Here is an 18635-nt window from a genome sequence, read left to right on the forward strand (position 1 = left end):
GCTCTAAATAAACCGACTCCAACCTATTATTTTGAACTTTCTTTACACAAAATTTTATTTGGGAACTAGATTTTGATAATAGGCTACTGTTTCTTTCAAGCCTATTTCAAAACTAGTTCGAGGTTCCCATTGCAGGAACTCCCTTGCCTTGTCGAAGGATAAAGAACTGTCCTTAATATCCCCGGCTCTAGAATCTGTGTAAGTGATGTCTAATGGCTGATGAATCGATTCTTGCAAAATGGCAAGCAGTTTATTTAACGAAATGGGCTGGTTCGTACTGATATTAAACACTCCACTCCCACCAAAGGCTACTGCCTGTATGTTTGCCATTGCCACATCCTTCACAAAAATGAAATCCCTTGTCTGGCTACCGTCACCGTAAACAGTGACCCCTTTATTACGAATGGCTTGATTGATGAAAATACTCACAACACCTGCCTCGCCAAGCATATTCTGTCTCATACCATAGACATTGCTATAGCGAAGGATCGTGTATGGCAATCCGTACAGTTGATGGAATAAGTGAATGTACTGCTCGGCGGAATATTTGGATTGTCCATAAAAAGAAATGGGCAAAATACGATGTTCTTCTTTTAACGGCATCTCTTTTGCCGAGCCATATACCGCTGCTGATGAAGCATATACTAGTTTGGAAACCTTGTACTTTGCGCAAAGCTTCAATATATTTAACGTTCCTAAAGTATTAATCTCGCAATCTGTCAATGGTTGTTGTGTTGAAAACTCCACAGACACTTGCGCTGCTTGATGTATGACGACTTTTGGATTGTGCATGCGAAAAACCTGTTCCAAGGTATCGGAACGAATATCGATATTGTAAAAAGGCACACTTTTCGGCACAAAGCTCAAATTGCCTGTGCTCAAGTCATCGACTACAATGGGCTCCCATCCGATATTCATTACTTCTTCTACAATAAAAGAACCTATAAAGCCCGCACCACCGGTTACCAATACTTTCATAACATCACCATTTCTTTTTGTGTTTGGTTTTATCCTATGCCACTTATAGTAGTCACATTCCAGTTACGATAAGAAATCTAGTAGTTTTATATGTTTTAACAAAACAATCAAAATTACAGAAAAAGACTGCTTCTTGAATAGACAGCAGTTTAGCAATAACGATGTTATGATAAAACGAATAAAAATTATTATATTGGTATGGGAATCAATGAAATGTGGGAATATCTTATTGTAAGACTGACTGTGCTAATTATTTTTGGTTTTGGAACATTACTGATTACTTGTTGGCTCATGCGGCAAGCTCAAATGCACGATAAAGAATTGTATAAGTTACCTATAAACTCTTCTTAAAAAAAGCCTGTCTCCCATTAAATTGGAGGACAGGCTTTATTAATTCAAGTTACTGGCACACTAAAATTTCTCTGGAAAATATGCCTTTTTTGGCTACGCATCTGTCGATGATGTGAAAACCCGCTTCTTCAATCATGTGATCGATTGTGTCAATCGTAACGACCACGAGCTTCTTAGAAAAAGGCCGTGCATGCTTGAGGATGGATAGTTGATCCTCAGGCGTGGCATGTGTGTAGAGATTGTATGGCATATCAATAATGGTGGCATCATAGTTAGACGTCACTTCCGCGATTGGGCCAAGGTCAACATCCCCTGTTAATCCGAAATGGGCAATGTTTTCACGTGATCCTAGAACGACCAACGGATTAATATCGCGGCCGACTATATCGATTCCCATTGAAAGTGCTTCGACCAGGACAGTACCGATTCCACAGCACGGATCGATTGCTTTCACACCATCCGGTTTTGGAACGGCAATATTTGCCACCGCACGGGCCACTCGTGTGCTAAGTGCTGTTGAATACTCACGAGGTTTTTTTAAATGATGCAGCCAAACTGCTTCGCTTTTCAGGTACTTCCCAAAATACCAACGTCCACCGAATGGCACTAAACCAAATGTCATATCGGGATGATGTACATCCGCTTCCCCCTCAATAATCATGCCAATTTCCCGTTCAATTTCACGCTTTTGTTGATAGTCCACTTTTTCCGTCAGAGCCAAGTCATTGATTTTGACAAAAATGACTTTAAAAGTGGATTCCATCATATTTACGACTTCCACTTGCTTCAAAATATCCGAGAGCTCATCACCTTCGAAAATTACTTCTATTCGTTCTTTCATAAATGGACTTCTGCTCGGATTTATTTCATTCGAGCTTTTGATTATTTTAGTATGTGTATCCATATCAAAAAATGAACGCATTTCCAGATGACATAAAGATTCTTCATCATCGGTATAAGCGTATGTATAAATAAATTCACCTGTTCGTTCTAGTTGATTCAAGTTATTCCCATCCTTTTTCATGCCCTTTACTTCGTGAAGAGCAGTACCTTGTTAGTATAACAACTGGTGAATATTTATGCCGGGAATGTGAAGAATAATTATAAATTGGCTTTTCAATCCACCTTTATTTTTATCGATAATTTAATAAATTATCATTAATTCTTATCGATAAAATTATTTCAGAAAAACATTGTGAACATACATGAAGAAGTGCTTTTCAATCCATACTTACTATGTACGGCCAACTTGAAAGGAGACATGATCAAATGACAAAAAACAATCAGAATTCTTCAGGTAACTCTTCAGGTAACAAAAACCGAAACAAAACGAAAACACCACCAAAAACTGGGCAAACAAATGGTGCTCTAACAGGTCGAGAAGAATTCTCTCGTGAATTGACTGAAATCATTAATAAAGCCACACAATCAGGGCAAAACCAAACTGCTCAGAAACGTAAAAACAACAAATAATTTTTTCTCAACTCACATGAAAAGAAGCAGGATTCCTAAGGGGATGCCTGCTTCTTTTTCTATATAAAAGGCACAAATGCCTGTTTTTATTTTCCTTCATGCATTGACTTGAGATGGGTCATATTCAAATAAATGGTTTTCCCATTCCCTGTAACTAACTCCACCAAAACAGGATCGACTTGGTTCAAAATCCCTATTTTTTCGGAATCTTTTCCTAAATCAAATAACACTATTTTCCCGATATACATTTTCATTTGCTCTTTAAACGTGTGAGCGAATGATTCGTCAGAAGAATTAAGTTGTTGACCTATCTTAATTTGATAAGGGGTTTGGTTGATATAGGGGATTAGCCATTTAAGATGGACGATTGGAATGTAAATCGTTTTAAATGCTGGCGAATCGAACACAATATAGTCTTCTTTGACGTATCGGATATAACCATGTATTGTATGACTTCCAGTTAAAAAAAGTTCTACAAATGTACCAGACGCGTTCGTTAATATCTGTTTCAGGGATAGCTGCTTTTCCTCTTTTTCAAACGGTGACATATCATTATTAATGTATTCTTCAGTATAAGATGTTTCCACTTTTTTTACGGAGATAAGATGCACGACTGGCAAATACACATAATGTTGACCGTTAAAGAGGACGATAATATCCGAACCTACTTCCAGAAGCTTTCCTATGATCGATTTTTTGGAGGATACTTCAACATTTATTATTTGACCTATATAAGAATCGAGGCTATTCATTTATTCAACTCCTTTACTTATAAAATGAAGAGAAGCCACAAATTAAAAATTAGGCAATTTTTGATGTGTTTCAACCGAGACATGTTTACGATATGTAGGATGATTGGAGTGATAATCAGAATACTTCCGTCATTATTGAAGAAGATGGTCATTAAAAAACACAATCATATACAGGAATAGTTTAGTCCAGACCCTTTGTTTAATTAACCAGATTAACCGCAGCCCACCGGAAAACTCCTATACTTTCCAAAACAATACAAATGACAATTGTCGAAATGATCGTGATGGTTGGTCCGCTTTCCAGCTTAAATATTTCAAGAACATCAATAAATTGCACCACACCTGCAACAATAAGTAGAAGTGCTCCACAAAGTGCAGGGATGGATGCATTAATCACTGGGGTCTCCAAAGGATGAACAAAGTTGTGAGTGCAAAAATTACAAGTTCATATTTATGCATTTGGATTAATCCCATTAAAACGGAATTTCATTTTTTTCTTATTATTACGTTCAATTTGTATTGACCCGACTCTATTGAGAGTGGATGGTAAAGACGACTGTGACTGCAGTTTGTTCAACTACAGGTCTTTCATCCTTTTTTGTAGGATGATTACTTTTTCCTTTTTTGTGCTTTTCTCTTCATGCGTTTATTTCTTCGCAACTTCGCAAGATACAATTCTTCTTCATACGTTAATCTTGTATAAATTGATGATCTTGTATAAGTTGATGATTCTTGGTTTCCATCTGATTTCTTGCCGTTTGACGAGTTGTTTGATGATTCTTGGTCTCCGTCTGATTCCTTGCCTTTTTTAGACGAATTTTTTGATGTTTCTTGGTCTCCGTCTGATTCCTTGCCTTTTTTTGACGAGTTTTTTGATGTTTGATTATTTGTTTGTTGGGTATTTTCTTCTTCAGTTTGTTGGGCTTTTTCTTCTTCAGTTTTTTTCTCTTCTGATTTATTAATATTTAGACTGAAATTTTTCACATGATAGTTAGCGATTCGGAAGATTTCGTTGTTAACAACCATTACTAGGTATTCATCATTGGCTTCGGTTAATAAACCTTCTATACTTTCCGGACCTTTTCTATTTATTTTAATCCAGGAATATGTCAGATTTTTCAATAAACCATTAGTGTTGTCTGCAGTAATTTGATCATAAACACCTTTAATTTCGTTCATTTTTAAGATTGCTTGCTCTTCAGTAGCTTCGTCCGTTAACGTTTCCTCTACTTTTACTTCCTCATCTTTTACATCGACATTATCGGTCGTGGGTATAGCGTGACTAAAGCTTTTGATATGTTGTTCTTTGTAAAAAATTAATCCGTCCTGCTCAGTATGAAGAACAAAGAAGTCGTCCTTTACATCAATCAGTGTCCCAAACTTGGATTCTGGCCCTTTCCCATTAATCCGGATAATTTGATCTTTGAAATGACCCGCAACTTCATTAAACTTGGCTGCTTTAACTAGGTAATTGGAATCATATACTCTTAAAATAGAATTAAATCGAATCTGGGAATTTTCTTTAATACTTTTAATGTGAGCGGTTTTGTAATAAATAATTTCGCCATCTTCTTTTTGCAGGGTTAAATAATCATCGTTGACATCCAGTAAAACGCCTACATTTGAATCTGGACCACCTTTGTAAACTTGAACTGATCTTCCAACTAATGAGATTAAATACTCATCTTTCATCCCGTTTTCCCCTTTCTTCTGTCTTATCATTGCAAAACAAATAAAAATGCCTCATTAATTTTATTTAGGGCAAATTATTAAGTTTATGATTATGTATATGTCTATGCCTTCCATTGTGCATAGGTAAATTAATCAATTATTATCATGCGGTTTTTATATCAACTGAAATTAATTCCTTCATTACTTGAAGAATCAAATTGGACTGATAAAGAAAATAATATCGTTCAGCATCACCTCGAAGAGTTACAGCAATTGCAAAAAATAGGAAAATTAATTTTAGCGGGCAGAACCTTAAATATGGATTCTTCAGGATTTGGCATTGTTATTTTGGAAGTGGAATCCGAAGAAGAAGCAAATACTTTGATGGAAAACGACCCTGCAGTAAAAGAAGGCATAATGGAGGGTAAATTGTTTCCCTATCGCGTAGCGTTAATAAAAGATTAATAGGGTATTTTTCAGTTACATCAAAATCCCCTTTTTAAGCCATACTTTCAAGAACAAATGCTTTGGAAAGAAGGCGATTATATGGGGAGCGACAACCATAATTCATCAAGCAACAATAAAAATTCGTTGCCACAAACACCGAAAGCTTTGAAACAAACTCCAGCCCAAGAAAGAGAAGAGTTTTGGAGTGAATACCGATGAGCAGTAATCGTGAAAAAGAGATTTTTTCTGACCCTGCCAATACGATTGTCAGTGTAAACGGCGTTCAAGTTTTTCTTGATAATAAGTTTGAAGATGAAACGTTGAATGAGGAAATCGAAAGAGAGTACCATGTGCAAAATGAAGGAAAATCCATTATCAAGCAGCCAGAAAATAAACAGCATTAATCAATCGAACCACCTTTTAATCGTATAAAAGGTGGTTCGTTTCATTTTGTTAATTGTTTTCCATCTGTACATCCAATGACTCTTTTAACAGGATTTGTGCGTTGATATTCGTTACCCTTTTTTGATACAGAAACTTTTCCCTAATCCTCATAAAAAGAAAGGCGCGTGGGAATACTTCTTATAGCGATTTAAAATAGGAGGATATTTGATTTGGAAACGATAGAAAACTCATTATCCATTTTCGCCCTTGGCGGCGTAAATGAAATCGGAAAAAACATGTATGTCCTGCAAGTTGAAAACGATATCGTAGTCATCGACTGCGGATCTAAATTTCCAGATGAAAGCTTACTTGGCATAGATTTAATCATTCAAGATATTTCCTATTTACAGGAAAACAAGGAAAAGGTTCGAGCTTTAATTGTTACGCATGGTCATGAAGACCATATTGGGGGCATCCCATACTTATTAAAACAATTGAATATGCCGATTTTTGCCACAAGAATGACGTTGGGATTAATTGAAATCAAGTTGAAAGAACACGGACTATTACGACAAACTGAAATGAATTTGATTGATTCCAAGTCAAAAATCAACTTCAATGCCATTACATGTACTTTCTTTAAAACAAACCACAGCATCCCAGACTGTTTAGGAATTGCCTTTCACACACCTGAAGGTACGGTTGTTCATACCGGGGACTTTAAATTCGATTTAACTCCAGTGAATAATGAATATGCGGACATTCATGAAATGGCTGAAATCGGCAAGAATGGTGTTCTTGTATTATTATCAGAAAGTACAAATGCGGAACGTCCCGGATTTACTCCATCAGAATCTTTAGTTGGCGGACACATTGAAGATGCCTTCCGCAAAGCGAACAGGAAAGTATTTATTTCAACATTTGCATCCAATGTTCATCGAGTTCAACAAGTCGTGGATGCCGCCCAAAAAACAAACCGAAAACTTGTCCTACTCGGGCGCAGTATGGTGAATGTGGTTTCTGTTGCTATGGAGCAGGGTTATTTAAATGTTCCCGAGGGCATGATTATTGACCCGCATGATATCAAGCGAATGGCTCCAGAAAACGTAGCTATTCTTTGTACAGGAAGCCAAGGGGAAACCATGGCGGCTTTATCGCGCTTAGCAAGCTCCAACTATCGTCAAGTAGAAATCCTGCCTGAAGATACTGTGATTTTCGCTTCGTCACCTATACCTGGAAATGAACGGAATGTTTCACGAGTTATCGATAATTTGTATCGGTTAAGAGCAAAAGTCATTTATGGTTCGGGTAGTGCTACAGGGATGCATGTTTCCGGACATGCCTGCCAAGAAGAATTGAAACTGATGCTGACGTTGATGAAACCGAAATATTTTATCCCAATTCACGGAGAGCTCAGAATGCTACATCAGCATCGGTTATTAGCCGAATCCGTTGGTGTGGAAAGAGAAAATGTCTTTATCATCAGCAATGGAGACGTAGTAGACGTAAACAACTCCATTGCACGCCAAACGCGAAAGGTCCCTTCCGGCAACATTTTTGTCGACGGATTAGGGATTGGGGATGTAGGAAACATTGTGTTGCGGGATCGCAAGCTTCTATCTGAAGACGGGATGATTGTCATCGTCATTACTCTCAGTAAGTCCGATGGTCAAATTATTTCCGGACCTGATACCATTTCCCGGGGCTTCGTCTATGCACGTGATGCTGAAGAACTGATGAAGGAAGTGGATCGATTAGTGTTGACTACCGTCCAAACAACTGAATCAGCGAATGGACGTCAGCGTAACGTACTGAAGCAAAGCATTAAAGCTACCTTAGGGAAGTTTATATTTGCAAAAACGAAAAGAAAGCCGATGATTCTACCCATCATTATCGAGATTTAACTTGATTGCATACATGAATAAAAGCGAACTCCATAAATTAAAGGAGTTCGCTTTTTTAAATTTATATACTGGTATGTCATTTAAAAAAGGTTTCGTCATTTTCCAATTCGATATGATAACGATTCACACCCTTGAGGGGAAGGTCACGAACATAGTCGATTGCAAACACCCATCTTCGAAAACAGAAGATGGGTGTTTAGTGGACCATATATAAAATTATTCACAAGTTATTCCATTTACTTTTTACTCACACCCAAATGCATTATACTAAAATTCCTCTTCAAGAGTTCCCAGGTTTCAGTTACTGAGTAGACGATATTAATGATGTTCAGGATTCTTTTTTTAATTGGTTTTTGCGTAACGCATATATAACTACTAACAAAAGAGGTAAAAATAATCCTATTGATAATGAATATGAAACAAGCGTTGTACTGTCCCAATTTTTTTGGTAGATAACGTTTGGATAAACCACAAGAGAAAGGGCAATGGCAATCATGCCTAACGGTATAGTTAAGGGACGATAATCTTTTAAATTTAAAATTTGTGCAATCCCTAAAACGGAAGCGTAAAAATAAAGGGTCGCCTTAAAGTAGAGCGCAATAATCCAAAAGGCGGCCATTAACACCTCGATACGCTGTACAAAATCCCCGATATTTATCCTTTTAGCCAATTCATAGCCAGGATATAACTGTCTTGTAGTATTCTCGGCACCTAATACCGCAACACACAAAAATGTAATGATGATGGTGACGATTCCACCTATTAAGTTTCCAATTAAAAAGGATTTTTTTCCTTGTCTAGCTTTGTTTATAAATGCAGGAAAAATCATTATCAAAATAACAGCATTGACAGAAGAGTACACCACTAAATTCAGGGATGATTGAACGATTTTTTTTGTTCCTGCCTCATATACAGGTTGTATGTTTTCAAACTTGATTTCTGGTGAAATAAACACCACTAAAATGAGAAATAGGAAGAAGAAAACAACAATTAAGATTTCGGCCGACCTAGCGATTGTCTCTAATCCAAGACGGACACCCATTATGATAATCATTCCCATAAGTGTATTTAGCGCTACCATTGGAGTACTTGGCAGAGCATGGATATTTAGAAAAGTTCCAGAATGAGCTAGAAGAGTAGAGGTATAAAGAAAAGAAAGCGACACAAATAAAAGAGAAAATATTGTCCCTATCCATTTCCCAAAGAGTTTATTATTGATTTCAATAAAAGTGAGATTTGGAAACCATTTCCCTATTGTGCAAAATAGCCAAATGACTAGTAACCCAATCCCCATCCCGAATATCGCGGTAATCCAAGCGTCTTGCTTCGCATTTTGAGCTAAGCCTGATGGTACAAGCAAGATGCTCGAACCAATCGTAAATAGGGTGACTAGAACGAGAAATTGGTACGAATTTATTTTTACATCCTTCATCATTTCATATCATACCTTCCGCTCCAATAGGACTCCCGGATACCTGTCACTGAGTTGGCAATACATTGCCAACTTGGCTTTTAGCAAATTTTTTCCTAAGGATTTCTGGCCTCTTTTTTTAATTTCTTTTTTCGTAACCCATATATAACTACCAGCAAAAGAGGTAAAAAAAGTCCGTATGACAATGATAAGGTATTACCCGTTGTACTGTCCCAATATTGTTGGTAGACGACGTTAGGATAAATCACGAGAGAAAGGACAACAGCAAGCATGCCTAAGGGTAATGTTAAAGGGCGATAATCTTTCAAATTTAGAATTTGTGCCATACCTAAAACGGTAGCGTAAAAATAAAGTACCGTCTTAAAGTAGAGCGCAATAATCCAAAGTGCGCCCATTAACGCCTCAATACGCTGTACAAAATTCCCAACATTTATCCTTTTAGCCAATTCATAGCTAGGATAAGACTGTCTTGCAGTATTCTCATAACCTAATACAGCAACAGTCAAAAAGGTAATAATAATAATGATAATGCCACCTATTAAGTTTCCTAATAAAAAGGATTTTTTACCTTGTTTCATTTTGTTAATAAAGGAAGGAAAAATCATTAATAAAGTAACGGCATTAACTGAAGATATTACGAAATAAAATACGGATGATTGAACGATCTTTTTTGTACCTACCTCAAATACAGGCTGTATGTTTTCAAAGTTGATTTCAGGTGAAATAAACACCACTAAAATGAGATAAAGGATGAAGAAAACGGCAATTAAGATTTCTGCAGAACGAGCGATGGTTTCCAATCCAAGACGGACTCCCATCACCACTACCCCCGCCATAAGAATATTAAGGACTACCATTGGAGTACTTGGCAGCGCATGCATGTTTAGGAATGTCCCACAATAAAACAAAAGTTCTGAAGCATAAAGAAAAGTCGTGAGTACAAAAAAAACAGAAAAGGCTTTACCTATCCATTTTCCAAATACTTTTTCATTGATTTGGATAAAGGTGAAGTGAGGGAACCAAAGAGCTATAGTAATGAATAGCCATATGACCAATGACCCGAGTCCCGTACCAATTATAGCGGCAATCCAAGCGTCTTGTTTCGCATCGGCTGCTAATACTGATGGTACAGTTAAGATACTCGTACCAATCGTAAAAAAAATAACTAAAACTAGAAATTGGTACGAATTTATTTTAACGTCTTGCATCATTACATATCATACCTTCCGCTCCATACTGTTCTTTCACTTTAACAAAAGAGCAATAACATCATTAAGAGGTTTAAACACAAAAGTGAGTAAATCTAGTGGAGTTGGAATAGATTTTCCAAATCCTAGTGTAATACTTAACCCTACGGCAATGGCAAGAAGAATAGCAAACACAAGTAACTCTTTTTTTAACTTTTTTTCCAATAGAGGTGGAACTTCAATCCACAGAATGGTAGCCGCAATCAAGAGTATTCCTATACTTTTCAACATGATTATTTAATCCTTTACATCTTCTAGGTAGGAATTAATTACTGTACCCGTATGCTGAAGTTTCACGTCAACTTTAACGTTCGCTGACAACTCAGAAAATCCCTCATCCCTCCACTGCGCTTTCATCTTTTTCCATTCTTTCGGATTGGATCGATGAATGGCTTCACCAAACCCAAATATGTCTGATTCATATTGTTTTTGTACACTTTCAATGGTCGTATTAACGATCTCTTCCACTTTTTTTTCCGTGATTTTCTCTAGCTCAACAATTGATTTTTGTTCACTAAGATTAATTCGACATTCTACTTCCCCTATATTTCCTTTTACTTTAATATTGACATCCACTTCGGGCTTTCCTTTGTTTATTTTGCCTTTCATTTTAGAATTATATTGAATAATCTCTATAGTGGCTTTCCCCCCTCCAGGACAAGATATAGGAGTTACAGTATTATGCACTTTGTTGACGATGCCATTATACCCTTTGCTTTCTCGTTCAGTTAACCAGCCCACCAGTTTATCTTTTTTAAACACAGCTAATTCATCATATACAATTCGCGCTTCAGGAGTAATTGATTCTACATTCTGTTTGCTTGTTCCTATTTCTTGGTTCCCTGTTACTAGAATCCCCGTTAATACCGCTTCCTTTCCTTCATCTGTTAGATCTGTTATCAGCTCATCTAATATAACGCTGTGCGTTGCGGACCAGGCTTTTTCTGACGCTTGAAGCGTGTTAAACATTTTATTAGCGGGTATGGCTTCAAGAGTTGTTGTGACATTTAGTATCTCTTTCGCGGTCTTATCCTTAGCAATAACAACATAAAAATCAGATCGAAGTTCCCAATCTCTTGACAGGAACTCTAAGGATTCGCCTATACCTTCTTCAGCTAAATCCTCACCAATCACAAGCATTCGAAGATGTCCAGGATATATTTTTCGAGGCGAGTTCTTTGTTATTTTTCGAAGAGCTTCATATACCGTTTCCCCGCTCGCCTGAAACAGGGTTACCGGTGAACGCCCAGTACTTGATTTACCGGATATTTCAGAAGGTACAACCACTTGAGCAGTTACTTGGTATTCATCTTCTACTTTATCGATTCCTAATGCTAATGCAATGCCAAGCTCGTTTAATTCCCTCCGGTCCCAACACCCCGTAAGAAAGAGGCTGAGAATCAAGAGTACAAACATGCACTTTTTCATCGTTTACTCCCTTTCCTACTCCTCATTTTTTGTTGGTTGTGGTTTTGCAGAGGCGGAATCTTGTTGACGAGTCATATTTTGTTGATTGATTAGGCGAGGTCGAGTAAACAATTTCCATTTAGGCAAACGAATAAGCGTGTCCTTTTGATCCGAAATATTAAATGGAGCTAATGGAGACATATATGGTATGCCAAAAGAACGTAAACTGCATAAATGCAGAATAAGAGCAATTAAACCTATCGTAATTCCAAACAAACCGAACGCTGCTGCGATTGCCATGAACACAAAGCGGAGCATCCTAACAGCGATAGCCAAGTCATAAGTAGGAGAAACAAAACTTGAAATGGCTGTTATTGAAACTACGATTACCATCGCAGCAGAAATTATGCCGGCTTCAACGGCTGCTGTTCCAATTACAAATGCCCCTACTATAGACATGGCTGCACCGATGTTTCTGGGCATTCTTATACCTGCTTCACGCAAAAGTTCAAAGGTGACTTCCATTATTATTGCTTCAACAAATGCCGGAAATGGGACACCTTCCCGTTGGGCTGTCAAACTAATAAGGAGTGCAGGTGGTAGCATTGTTTGATGAAAAGTGGTGACTGCAATAAATAATGATGGTGCCAATAAAGCAATTGCAAATGCAAAAAAACGAAGAAGCCGAATAAGACTCGCAATATCTGCACGTTGATAGTAATCCTCGGAAGATTGAAAAAATTGAACAAATAATGCTGGAACAATCAGTACAAAGGGTGTTCCATCAACTAAAATAGCTATGCGCCCTTCCAATAGTGCCGCAGCGACTATATCTGGACGTTCTGTATTAAAAACTGTGGGAAAAGGTGATAAAGGTGCATCCTCAATCAACTCCTCAATGTTTCCACTTTCAAGAATTGCATCAATTTTTATTTTATCCAAACGCAAACAGACTTCTTTCACTATTTTGTCATTTGCAATGCCGTTCATATACATCACGGCAACGTTCGTTTTCGTTCGTATTCCAATAATTTTTGATTCCATCCAAAGATTTGGGTCTTTAATTTTCCTGCGAACTAAGGCTGTATTTACACGCAAATTTTCGGAGAAACTTTCGCGTGGTCCCCTGACTACCATCTGAGATGATGCTTCGGTTACTCCCCGATCAACCCAATGTCTGTTGGAAATGATTAAACCTTGCTTATAACCATCGATTAAAATAACCGTATCTCCCGATAAAAGACCAGTAAAAAGCACATCGAAATCGGTTAAATCTTTTATATCCCCTACTTTCATGGCAAAATCTTTTAATACGCTAATAAGATTTTGTTCAGGAGATATCTTTTCCTGCAATTCCGTCCCTTTGGTATCCAACATGAGCGTTTCCATAATGATGTTTTGTAATGAGGGTGTGTCAGTTAACCCATCTGTATATATGATAGCGGCTTTAATGGATCCATCTTTTCCAATATTAATTTCTCGAATGATAATATCAGAGCTTTCCCCAAGGGAATCTTTAATTATTTGTATATTCTCTTGAAGATTTGGTTTTATATATTTTGTTGGACTTTTATTCGTCCTTTGACTAGTTGAAGTAGAATTGGGTTGTATTTTATTATTAATTTTCTTTTCGAAAAAGCCCATACACTACCTCATTTTCTGTTTCGTTTTTATTTTTGCTAACTTTGCTTTTTTGGGTAATCCCTTTGTCAGTTACAAGAAAATCAACCCGATTACTACATAAACTTTCTTCACAAGCATGTTCAACTTTTCTTTATTTCATACAATATTATTGGTCATATTAAGTGCAACTTTTGAAATAAAAGGGGTTAACCATTTTTTCAGAACTAAAGAATTCGAAAAGCTAATTTCTACTGTAAATGTATTAGAAAAGAGATTCGTATTTTGTGAATTCATTAGAGAAAAATAAAAAAGATAAAACCCCTGAGTAGGTTTTATCGTTTTATAGTTAGAAAGCTTTTTAATTTTAGACGCTACCATTATTATTGGTGACGATTATAGTAAAGGCACTTAATTGAATCCGGCAGATAATGCTTTGTTGTTGCAATTCTTACTTTCTCGACGAATTCAGGTCGAATGAGTGGTTGAAGCGGTTGTTCCACTTTATTAAAATGTTGCAAAGCGTCAATGACCACTATATCCCATTCTTCGTGGTAACGGAGAAGGTCATCTGGGTAGACTCTCGTCCGCTCCGTCCCGTCTTCAGGGAAACAATCAAAAGGTTCATCAATATTCAAAGTTCCATAATCGTCTGTTAACTGTTCACCTGGATAAATGTCTCTGATAGCCACCTCGAATTCATAAGCGGTCCCCATGCAATTGGCATGAAAACTGTGGTTCACATATCTCCCTAAATCCCAACATAAAACGTACTTCCCTTCTTGGTTTCGATATGCATATTTTTTCAATAACTCGCTTCTGTACTTGTCAACCGTATGAATATAGTCGGGCTCCAGTATTTGATCGAGGTCGTCCAGTGCCCACGTAATCGTTCCTTTCGGAATAAATTGAGTCGCAAATACCCCAAAACCCATTTCATCATTTATATAACGCAATTCCGTATGCGGATGTATCATATCTAAGTATTCCCCTTTACTAAGTTGGTATTAAAACCAGTTTATGCTCTTGGGGAATGATTTGTTGAAAGCTATGCTTAAAAAAGCTTAATTCGAAAACACAAAACCTCCAGAAAAATCGTTGATTCTGGAGGTTTTGTGTTTTAAGAAATGGATTGTTGTTTTAGGATGATTTGATGAAATGCCTTCTCAATTGTTTCGAATGTAAAATGAAACCCTTCTTTCTCCAGCCTCTCCGGCAACACCCAACGACTTTTCACAATGAGTTCTGTCTCAGTTCGTATAAAGATAGCACCGATTTCGAGAATCCATTTTGGGGAAGGCAATCCAAGCTTTCGATTCATTGCTTTGCGCAGTTGTTCCATGAATTCACGATTTGTCACGGGATGTGGAGCAGACAAATTAAAGACACCCTCCAAGTCGGTTCTTTCTTGAAGGAATAGAACAACCTGGTACACATCTTCAATATGAATCCAACTAAACATTTGATTACCTGACCCTTGTGCCCCACCGAGCCCGAAGCGTACTAAGTTGAAGTAAGGCTTCATCACACCCCCCTCTGCACCAAGTACAATTGCCATGCGTAAAGCCACTAGTCTAGTATGTGGAAGTTGATAATCGAATAGGGATTGCTCCCACGCTTTGGCTATATCTACCGAAAAACCGTTGCCAATTTCCCCATTTGTTTCCGTCATGGGACGATCTTCTGCATGACGATAAATCGTTGCTGTACTGGAATTAATCCACAATGGAGGAGGACTTTCACAAGCCAACAGAGCACTTCCAAGTATTTGAGTCGTCTTCGTACGGGAACTCATAATTTCTTCTTTATTCTTGCCATTGTAACGACAGTTAACGGATTTACCAGCAAGATTGATCAGCATTTCCGCACCATTCAAAGCACTAATAATACCCGTCTGATTGGACCACGCAATATGGTGAGGCTGTCTTGAAATAATCACCACTTCATATCCTAAATCAGTGAATTTATCCTCCAAGTATTGTCCAATAAAACCCGTTCCTCCAGCTAAGACCACCTTCTTTTTCATACCATTCACCCGTTTTCTGACAGTTTATTTTACATGACGAAGAGAGAGTAAAAAGGATGCTTTAATTCCACTTACAATCAAAATAAAAAGGGGGTAAAAATACATCTGAAATGTTGATGAATGAATCGAATAAAAAAACACCTCGAAAATGTTTACATACTTCAAATCATTAATTAAGATCAAAACTTATTTTAAAGAGTGCAAAAGAACGAGGAAAACCTCGAGCTATAAGATAATTCGTAAAAAAGAAGAGAAAATCTAAGCAGAAAGAATAATAATATTCAAAAAATTAGTATAAAAGACTCTGAATCTATTAGAAAGAAACAAGCATTTTAACTCATTGTTTTAACTCACTTTTGCAAATATTCTAATAAAGATTAACTATCTCAAGGGGGTTACGAATTGAAAAAGTTTTGGAAATCTAGTATTACATCGGTTGTGTTTGCAGGAACATTGCTATCCGGTATGTCCGGTGGCTTTGCAAGCCCAATTTCCGAAGCGCCTCTTCATCATAAAGTATCACATTCTGCCCAATCTCATTTTGCAGGATCTATTGACCTCTCAATTGTAAATGACGAGAAATTAATCGAAGCATTAACGAAACGTGGTGTAATACCAGCTAATGCATCAGAAGCCCAGAAACAACAGGGATTGCATAATTATTTAACTGTTAAAGGACAATCTGACTCTAGTAACAAAGTAAGTGATGACCCATTAGCGGTAAAAGTGAAACAAGCCGAAGCGAAGAAACAGAAACAAGTGAAAGAATTTGGCTCCAATCTTCAAAATGGTAATGGTAAAAAGACTGGGCAAGTTGACAAACACATTGTCCCAGTAAAAGAAGGGGCATCACCAGGTGTAGTGAAACAAGGTAAACTATTAACACTAATGGTAGAATACTCGGATTTTGAACATAATAATCTCCAACCAAATGAAACAGACAACTACTACGAAGATTACAACACGAAGCATTTCGAAGATATGATTTTCGGTGAAAATGGCGTGAAAGGTCCGAATGGAGAAACGTTTGTTTCACAGAAACAATATTATGAAGAACAATCTGGTGGTACGTATACGATTGACGGAAAAGCATATGGTTGGTTAAAACTTCCTGGTACTGCAGCATTTTATGGTGCTGATAGAACTAATGGCGGTCATGATAATGTTGCACCAGGTGGATCGAAAATATTAGTAAAAGATGTATATAACGCGGCTAAAGCAGCAGGTGTCCCATTACAAGATTACGATTTAGAAGATTCACATGATTTAGATGGAGATGGTAACTTATGGGAACCAGACGGTTTAGTCGATCACTTACAAATCATTCACTCTGGGATGGGACAAGAAGCAGGTGGTGGTTCATTAGGTGATAACGCAGTTTGGTCACATCGTTCAGCATCATTTGTGGATCCAGATGGACGTGGAACAGGTCTTCCTGGCTTCTACGATTACACAGTTATGCCGGAAGATGGGGCAACTGGTGTATTCGCACATGAGTATGGACATGACTTAGGGTTACCGGATGAATATGACACAGCTTATTCTGGAACAGGCGAAGCTGTTGCTTATTGGTCCATTATGTCTGCAGGTTCTTGGGCTGGTAAAATTCCTGGAACAGAACCAACTGGATTCTCTCCATGGGCTAAGCAATATTTCCAAGCAACTTTAGGTGGCGAATGGTTTGAACCAGCCACATTAGAATGGAAAGATGTTTCTTCGAAAGGTACAAAGTTTTTATTAGATCAAGCAAATTCACCACTTGGTAAAAACAACCAAGTTGTTCGCATCAACATACCGAAAAAAGAAACACCTGTGAACACACCTAAATCTGGTAGCTTCGAATTCTGGGGTGGTCAAAAAGATGAAAGCGATTCAAACATGGTGACAAACGTTGATTTGACAGGAAAAACTTCTGCTACATTAACTTTTGATGCTTGGTACGAAATTGAAGAAAAATGGGATTTTGCATTTGTACAAGTTTCTAAGGACAACGGTGCGACATGGAAATCTCTTGGTAATGCAAACACGAGAAGTGATGTTGTGGCTGAAGGTTATCCAACAATCCTAAATTCAATGCCAGGACTAACAGGTCATTCCAATGGTTGGACTGAACAATCGTTCGATTTGAGTGAATATGCTGGCCAAAACATTAAACTTCGTTTACGTTCTGTAACGGACTGGGGTACTTCGGAACTTGGTTTCTTTGCGGATAATGTGAAAGTAGTAGCTGATGGACAAACAATCGTAGAAGATGGCGCCGAAACAGAACCAACTAAGTTCACTTTGAATGGTTTTGAACGTTTTAACGGTACTAAATTAATGAATCATTACTATTTACTAGAGTGGAGAAATCATGCAGGTGTGGATGCAGGTTTAGGCAACATTGCTCGTGGTAATTCACTAATGAGCTATGACGGTGGTTTAGTCGTGTGGTATGTGGATGACAGTTACACAGATAACTGGACTGGGGTTCACCCTGGAGATGGTTTCTTAGGGGTTGTTGATGCACATACGAACACCGATTTAAAATGGAACATTAAAGATGGTACACCGGTTCAAGCAAGTTCTCGCTACCATTTAGCGGATGCAGCATTCGGATTGAATAAAACATCTGGATTGAATTTGATTTATCCAACTCAAACGTTGAATTATGCAAGCCAACAAGGTGTTCGATTGTTTGATGATGCAAATTCATATAACAATTCATTTATGCCACATGCAGGTCGCGATTTGCAGTCTTTTGGTTTGAAAATCACTGTAAATGGTCAAGCTGCCGATAAGTCTGTGGGTTCAATCGTCATTTACAAATAACTATCAAGCCCAATAACGTTACTGTTATTGGGCTTTTTTCATTTATATGGTTAACTTTGTATTTATTCAGTTATTATCATTGTTACTGACGAAGATGAAAACAGCAAAATCATCCTAGCCATGCGAAGGGTT

At 37.5% G+C, this 18635-nt stretch carries 17 protein-coding genes; 5 read left to right on the forward strand and 12 right to left on the reverse strand.

The window, feature by feature from the left end:
• Positions 1 to 54: 54 nt before the first annotated feature.
• Positions 55 to 978 (reverse strand): NAD-dependent epimerase/dehydratase family protein, encoded by a 924-nt coding sequence (locus tag AC1DSK_RS09325; RefSeq protein WP_477547820.1) that lies wholly within the window; start codon positions 976 to 978, stop codon positions 55 to 57.
• Positions 979 to 1378: 400 nt separating this feature from the next.
• On the reverse strand, positions 1379 to 2332 hold the full coding sequence (locus AC1DSK_RS09330; protein ID WP_477547821.1) for a TRM11 family SAM-dependent methyltransferase: 954 nt from the start codon (positions 2330 to 2332) through the stop codon (positions 1379 to 1381).
• Between the two features lie 266 nt (positions 2333 to 2598).
• Between AC1DSK_RS09330 and AC1DSK_RS09335 the strand changes: the two genes are divergently transcribed.
• A complete protein-coding gene (locus AC1DSK_RS09335; RefSeq protein WP_477547822.1) occupies positions 2599 to 2802 on the forward strand; it encodes a hypothetical protein in 204 nt (67 codons plus the stop codon).
• Positions 2803 to 2888: 86 nt separating this feature from the next.
• Here AC1DSK_RS09335 and AC1DSK_RS09340 read toward each other — a convergent pair whose 3' ends face one another.
• The 3 genes from AC1DSK_RS09340 to AC1DSK_RS09350 form a co-directional block, all read right to left on the reverse strand.
• The gene (locus AC1DSK_RS09340) at positions 2889 to 3554 is read right to left on the reverse strand and encodes a DUF2642 domain-containing protein (RefSeq protein WP_477547823.1); all 666 of its coding nucleotides are present in this window, start codon (positions 3552 to 3554) and stop codon (positions 2889 to 2891) included.
• A gap of 199 nt (positions 3555 to 3753) precedes the next feature.
• Entirely contained in the window at positions 3754 to 3951 is a 198-nt protein-coding gene (locus AC1DSK_RS09345; protein ID WP_477547824.1) for an ArsB/NhaD family transporter, read from the reverse strand.
• Positions 3952 to 4163: 212 nt separating this feature from the next.
• Entirely contained in the window at positions 4164 to 5246 is a 1083-nt protein-coding gene (locus AC1DSK_RS09350; protein ID WP_477547825.1) for a hypothetical protein, read from the reverse strand.
• A 144-nt stretch (positions 5247 to 5390) separates the two neighbouring features.
• Here AC1DSK_RS09350 and AC1DSK_RS09355 point away from each other — a divergent pair, with 144 nt between their 5' ends.
• From AC1DSK_RS09355 to AC1DSK_RS09365, 3 genes are all read left to right on the forward strand, one after another.
• Positions 5391 to 5690 carry a YciI family protein gene (locus AC1DSK_RS09355; protein WP_477547826.1) on the forward strand — a complete coding sequence of 100 codons (300 nt, stop codon included), beginning with the start codon at positions 5391 to 5393 and terminating at the stop codon, positions 5688 to 5690.
• 197 nt (positions 5691 to 5887) lie between these two features.
• Positions 5888 to 6076: a hypothetical protein gene (locus AC1DSK_RS09360; RefSeq protein ID WP_477547827.1), complete on the forward strand. Its 189-nt coding sequence runs from the start codon at positions 5888 to 5890 to the stop codon at positions 6074 to 6076.
• Positions 6077 to 6286: 210 nt separating this feature from the next.
• The gene (locus AC1DSK_RS09365; RefSeq protein WP_477547828.1) at positions 6287 to 7960 is read left to right on the forward strand and encodes a ribonuclease J; all 1674 of its coding nucleotides are present in this window, start codon (positions 6287 to 6289) and stop codon (positions 7958 to 7960) included.
• A 328-nt stretch (positions 7961 to 8288) separates the two neighbouring features.
• On the opposite strand, the gene AC1DSK_RS09370 is transcribed toward AC1DSK_RS09365, so the two are convergent.
• The 7 genes from AC1DSK_RS09370 to AC1DSK_RS09400 all read right to left on the reverse strand — a co-directional run bounded on the left by AC1DSK_RS09370 (position 8289) and on the right by AC1DSK_RS09400 (position 15692).
• Complete coding sequence (locus AC1DSK_RS09370; protein ID WP_477598198.1) at positions 8289 to 9395, reverse strand: GerAB/ArcD/ProY family transporter; 1107 nt, start codon at positions 9393 to 9395, stop codon at positions 8289 to 8291.
• A 92-nt stretch (positions 9396 to 9487) separates the two neighbouring features.
• Complete coding sequence (locus AC1DSK_RS09375) at positions 9488 to 10603, reverse strand: GerAB/ArcD/ProY family transporter (protein ID WP_477547830.1); 1116 nt, start codon at positions 10601 to 10603, stop codon at positions 9488 to 9490.
• 33 nt (positions 10604 to 10636) lie between these two features.
• On the reverse strand, positions 10637 to 10870 hold the full coding sequence (locus tag AC1DSK_RS09380; protein WP_477547831.1) for a hypothetical protein: 234 nt from the start codon (positions 10868 to 10870) through the stop codon (positions 10637 to 10639).
• A 6-nt stretch (positions 10871 to 10876) separates the two neighbouring features.
• On the reverse strand, positions 10877 to 12067 hold the full coding sequence (locus AC1DSK_RS09385) for a Ger(x)C family spore germination protein (RefSeq protein WP_477547832.1): 1191 nt from the start codon (positions 12065 to 12067) through the stop codon (positions 10877 to 10879).
• A 15-nt stretch (positions 12068 to 12082) separates the two neighbouring features.
• The gene (locus AC1DSK_RS09390; RefSeq protein ID WP_477547833.1) at positions 12083 to 13690 is read right to left on the reverse strand and encodes a spore germination protein; all 1608 of its coding nucleotides are present in this window, start codon (positions 13688 to 13690) and stop codon (positions 12083 to 12085) included.
• A gap of 359 nt (positions 13691 to 14049) precedes the next feature.
• Positions 14050 to 14643 carry an SET domain-containing protein gene (locus AC1DSK_RS09395; RefSeq protein WP_477547834.1) on the reverse strand — a complete coding sequence of 198 codons (594 nt, stop codon included), beginning with the start codon at positions 14641 to 14643 and terminating at the stop codon, positions 14050 to 14052.
• A gap of 143 nt (positions 14644 to 14786) precedes the next feature.
• On the reverse strand, positions 14787 to 15692 hold the full coding sequence (locus AC1DSK_RS09400; RefSeq protein ID WP_477547835.1) for a TIGR01777 family oxidoreductase: 906 nt from the start codon (positions 15690 to 15692) through the stop codon (positions 14787 to 14789).
• A gap of 402 nt (positions 15693 to 16094) precedes the next feature.
• Between AC1DSK_RS09400 and AC1DSK_RS09405 the strand changes: the two genes are divergently transcribed.
• The gene (locus AC1DSK_RS09405) at positions 16095 to 18503 is read left to right on the forward strand and encodes an immune inhibitor A domain-containing protein (RefSeq protein ID WP_477547836.1); all 2409 of its coding nucleotides are present in this window, start codon (positions 16095 to 16097) and stop codon (positions 18501 to 18503) included.
• Positions 18504 to 18635 lie beyond the last annotated feature (132 nt).

Source organism: Paenisporosarcina sp. P4_B8, from assembly GCF_056402175.1.

Excerpts from the sequence above, each read along its gene's own strand:
- AC1DSK_RS09325 (WP_477547820.1), bottom strand. The coding sequence starts at position 978 with ATGAAAGTATTGGTAACCGGTGGTGCGGGCTTTATAGGTTCTTTTATT.
- AC1DSK_RS09335 (WP_477547822.1), top strand. The coding sequence starts at position 2,599 with ATGACAAAAAACAATCAGAATTCTTCAGGTAACTCTTCAGGTAACAAA.
- AC1DSK_RS09340 (WP_477547823.1), bottom strand. The coding sequence starts at position 3,554 with ATGAATAGCCTCGATTCTTATATAGGTCAAATAATAAATGTTGAAGTA.
- AC1DSK_RS09350 (WP_477547825.1), bottom strand. The coding sequence starts at position 5,246 with ATGAAAGATGAGTATTTAATCTCATTAGTTGGAAGATCAGTTCAAGTT.
- AC1DSK_RS09355 (WP_477547826.1), top strand. The coding sequence starts at position 5,391 with ATGCGGTTTTTATATCAACTGAAATTAATTCCTTCATTACTTGAAGAA.
- AC1DSK_RS09360 (WP_477547827.1), top strand. The coding sequence starts at position 5,888 with ATGAGCAGTAATCGTGAAAAAGAGATTTTTTCTGACCCTGCCAATACG.
- AC1DSK_RS09370 (WP_477598198.1), bottom strand. The coding sequence starts at position 9,395 with ATGATGAAGGATGTAAAAATAAATTCGTACCAATTTCTCGTTCTAGTC.
- AC1DSK_RS09375 (WP_477547830.1), bottom strand. The coding sequence starts at position 10,603 with ATGATGCAAGACGTTAAAATAAATTCGTACCAATTTCTAGTTTTAGTT.
- AC1DSK_RS09380 (WP_477547831.1), bottom strand. The coding sequence starts at position 10,870 with ATGTTGAAAAGTATAGGAATACTCTTGATTGCGGCTACCATTCTGTGG.
- AC1DSK_RS09385 (WP_477547832.1), bottom strand. The coding sequence starts at position 12,067 with ATGAAAAAGTGCATGTTTGTACTCTTGATTCTCAGCCTCTTTCTTACG.
- AC1DSK_RS09390 (WP_477547833.1), bottom strand. The coding sequence starts at position 13,690 with ATGGGCTTTTTCGAAAAGAAAATTAATAATAAAATACAACCCAATTCT.
- AC1DSK_RS09395 (WP_477547834.1), bottom strand. The coding sequence starts at position 14,643 with ATGATACATCCGCATACGGAATTGCGTTATATAAATGATGAAATGGGT.
- AC1DSK_RS09400 (WP_477547835.1), bottom strand. The coding sequence starts at position 15,692 with ATGAAAAAGAAGGTGGTCTTAGCTGGAGGAACGGGTTTTATTGGACAA.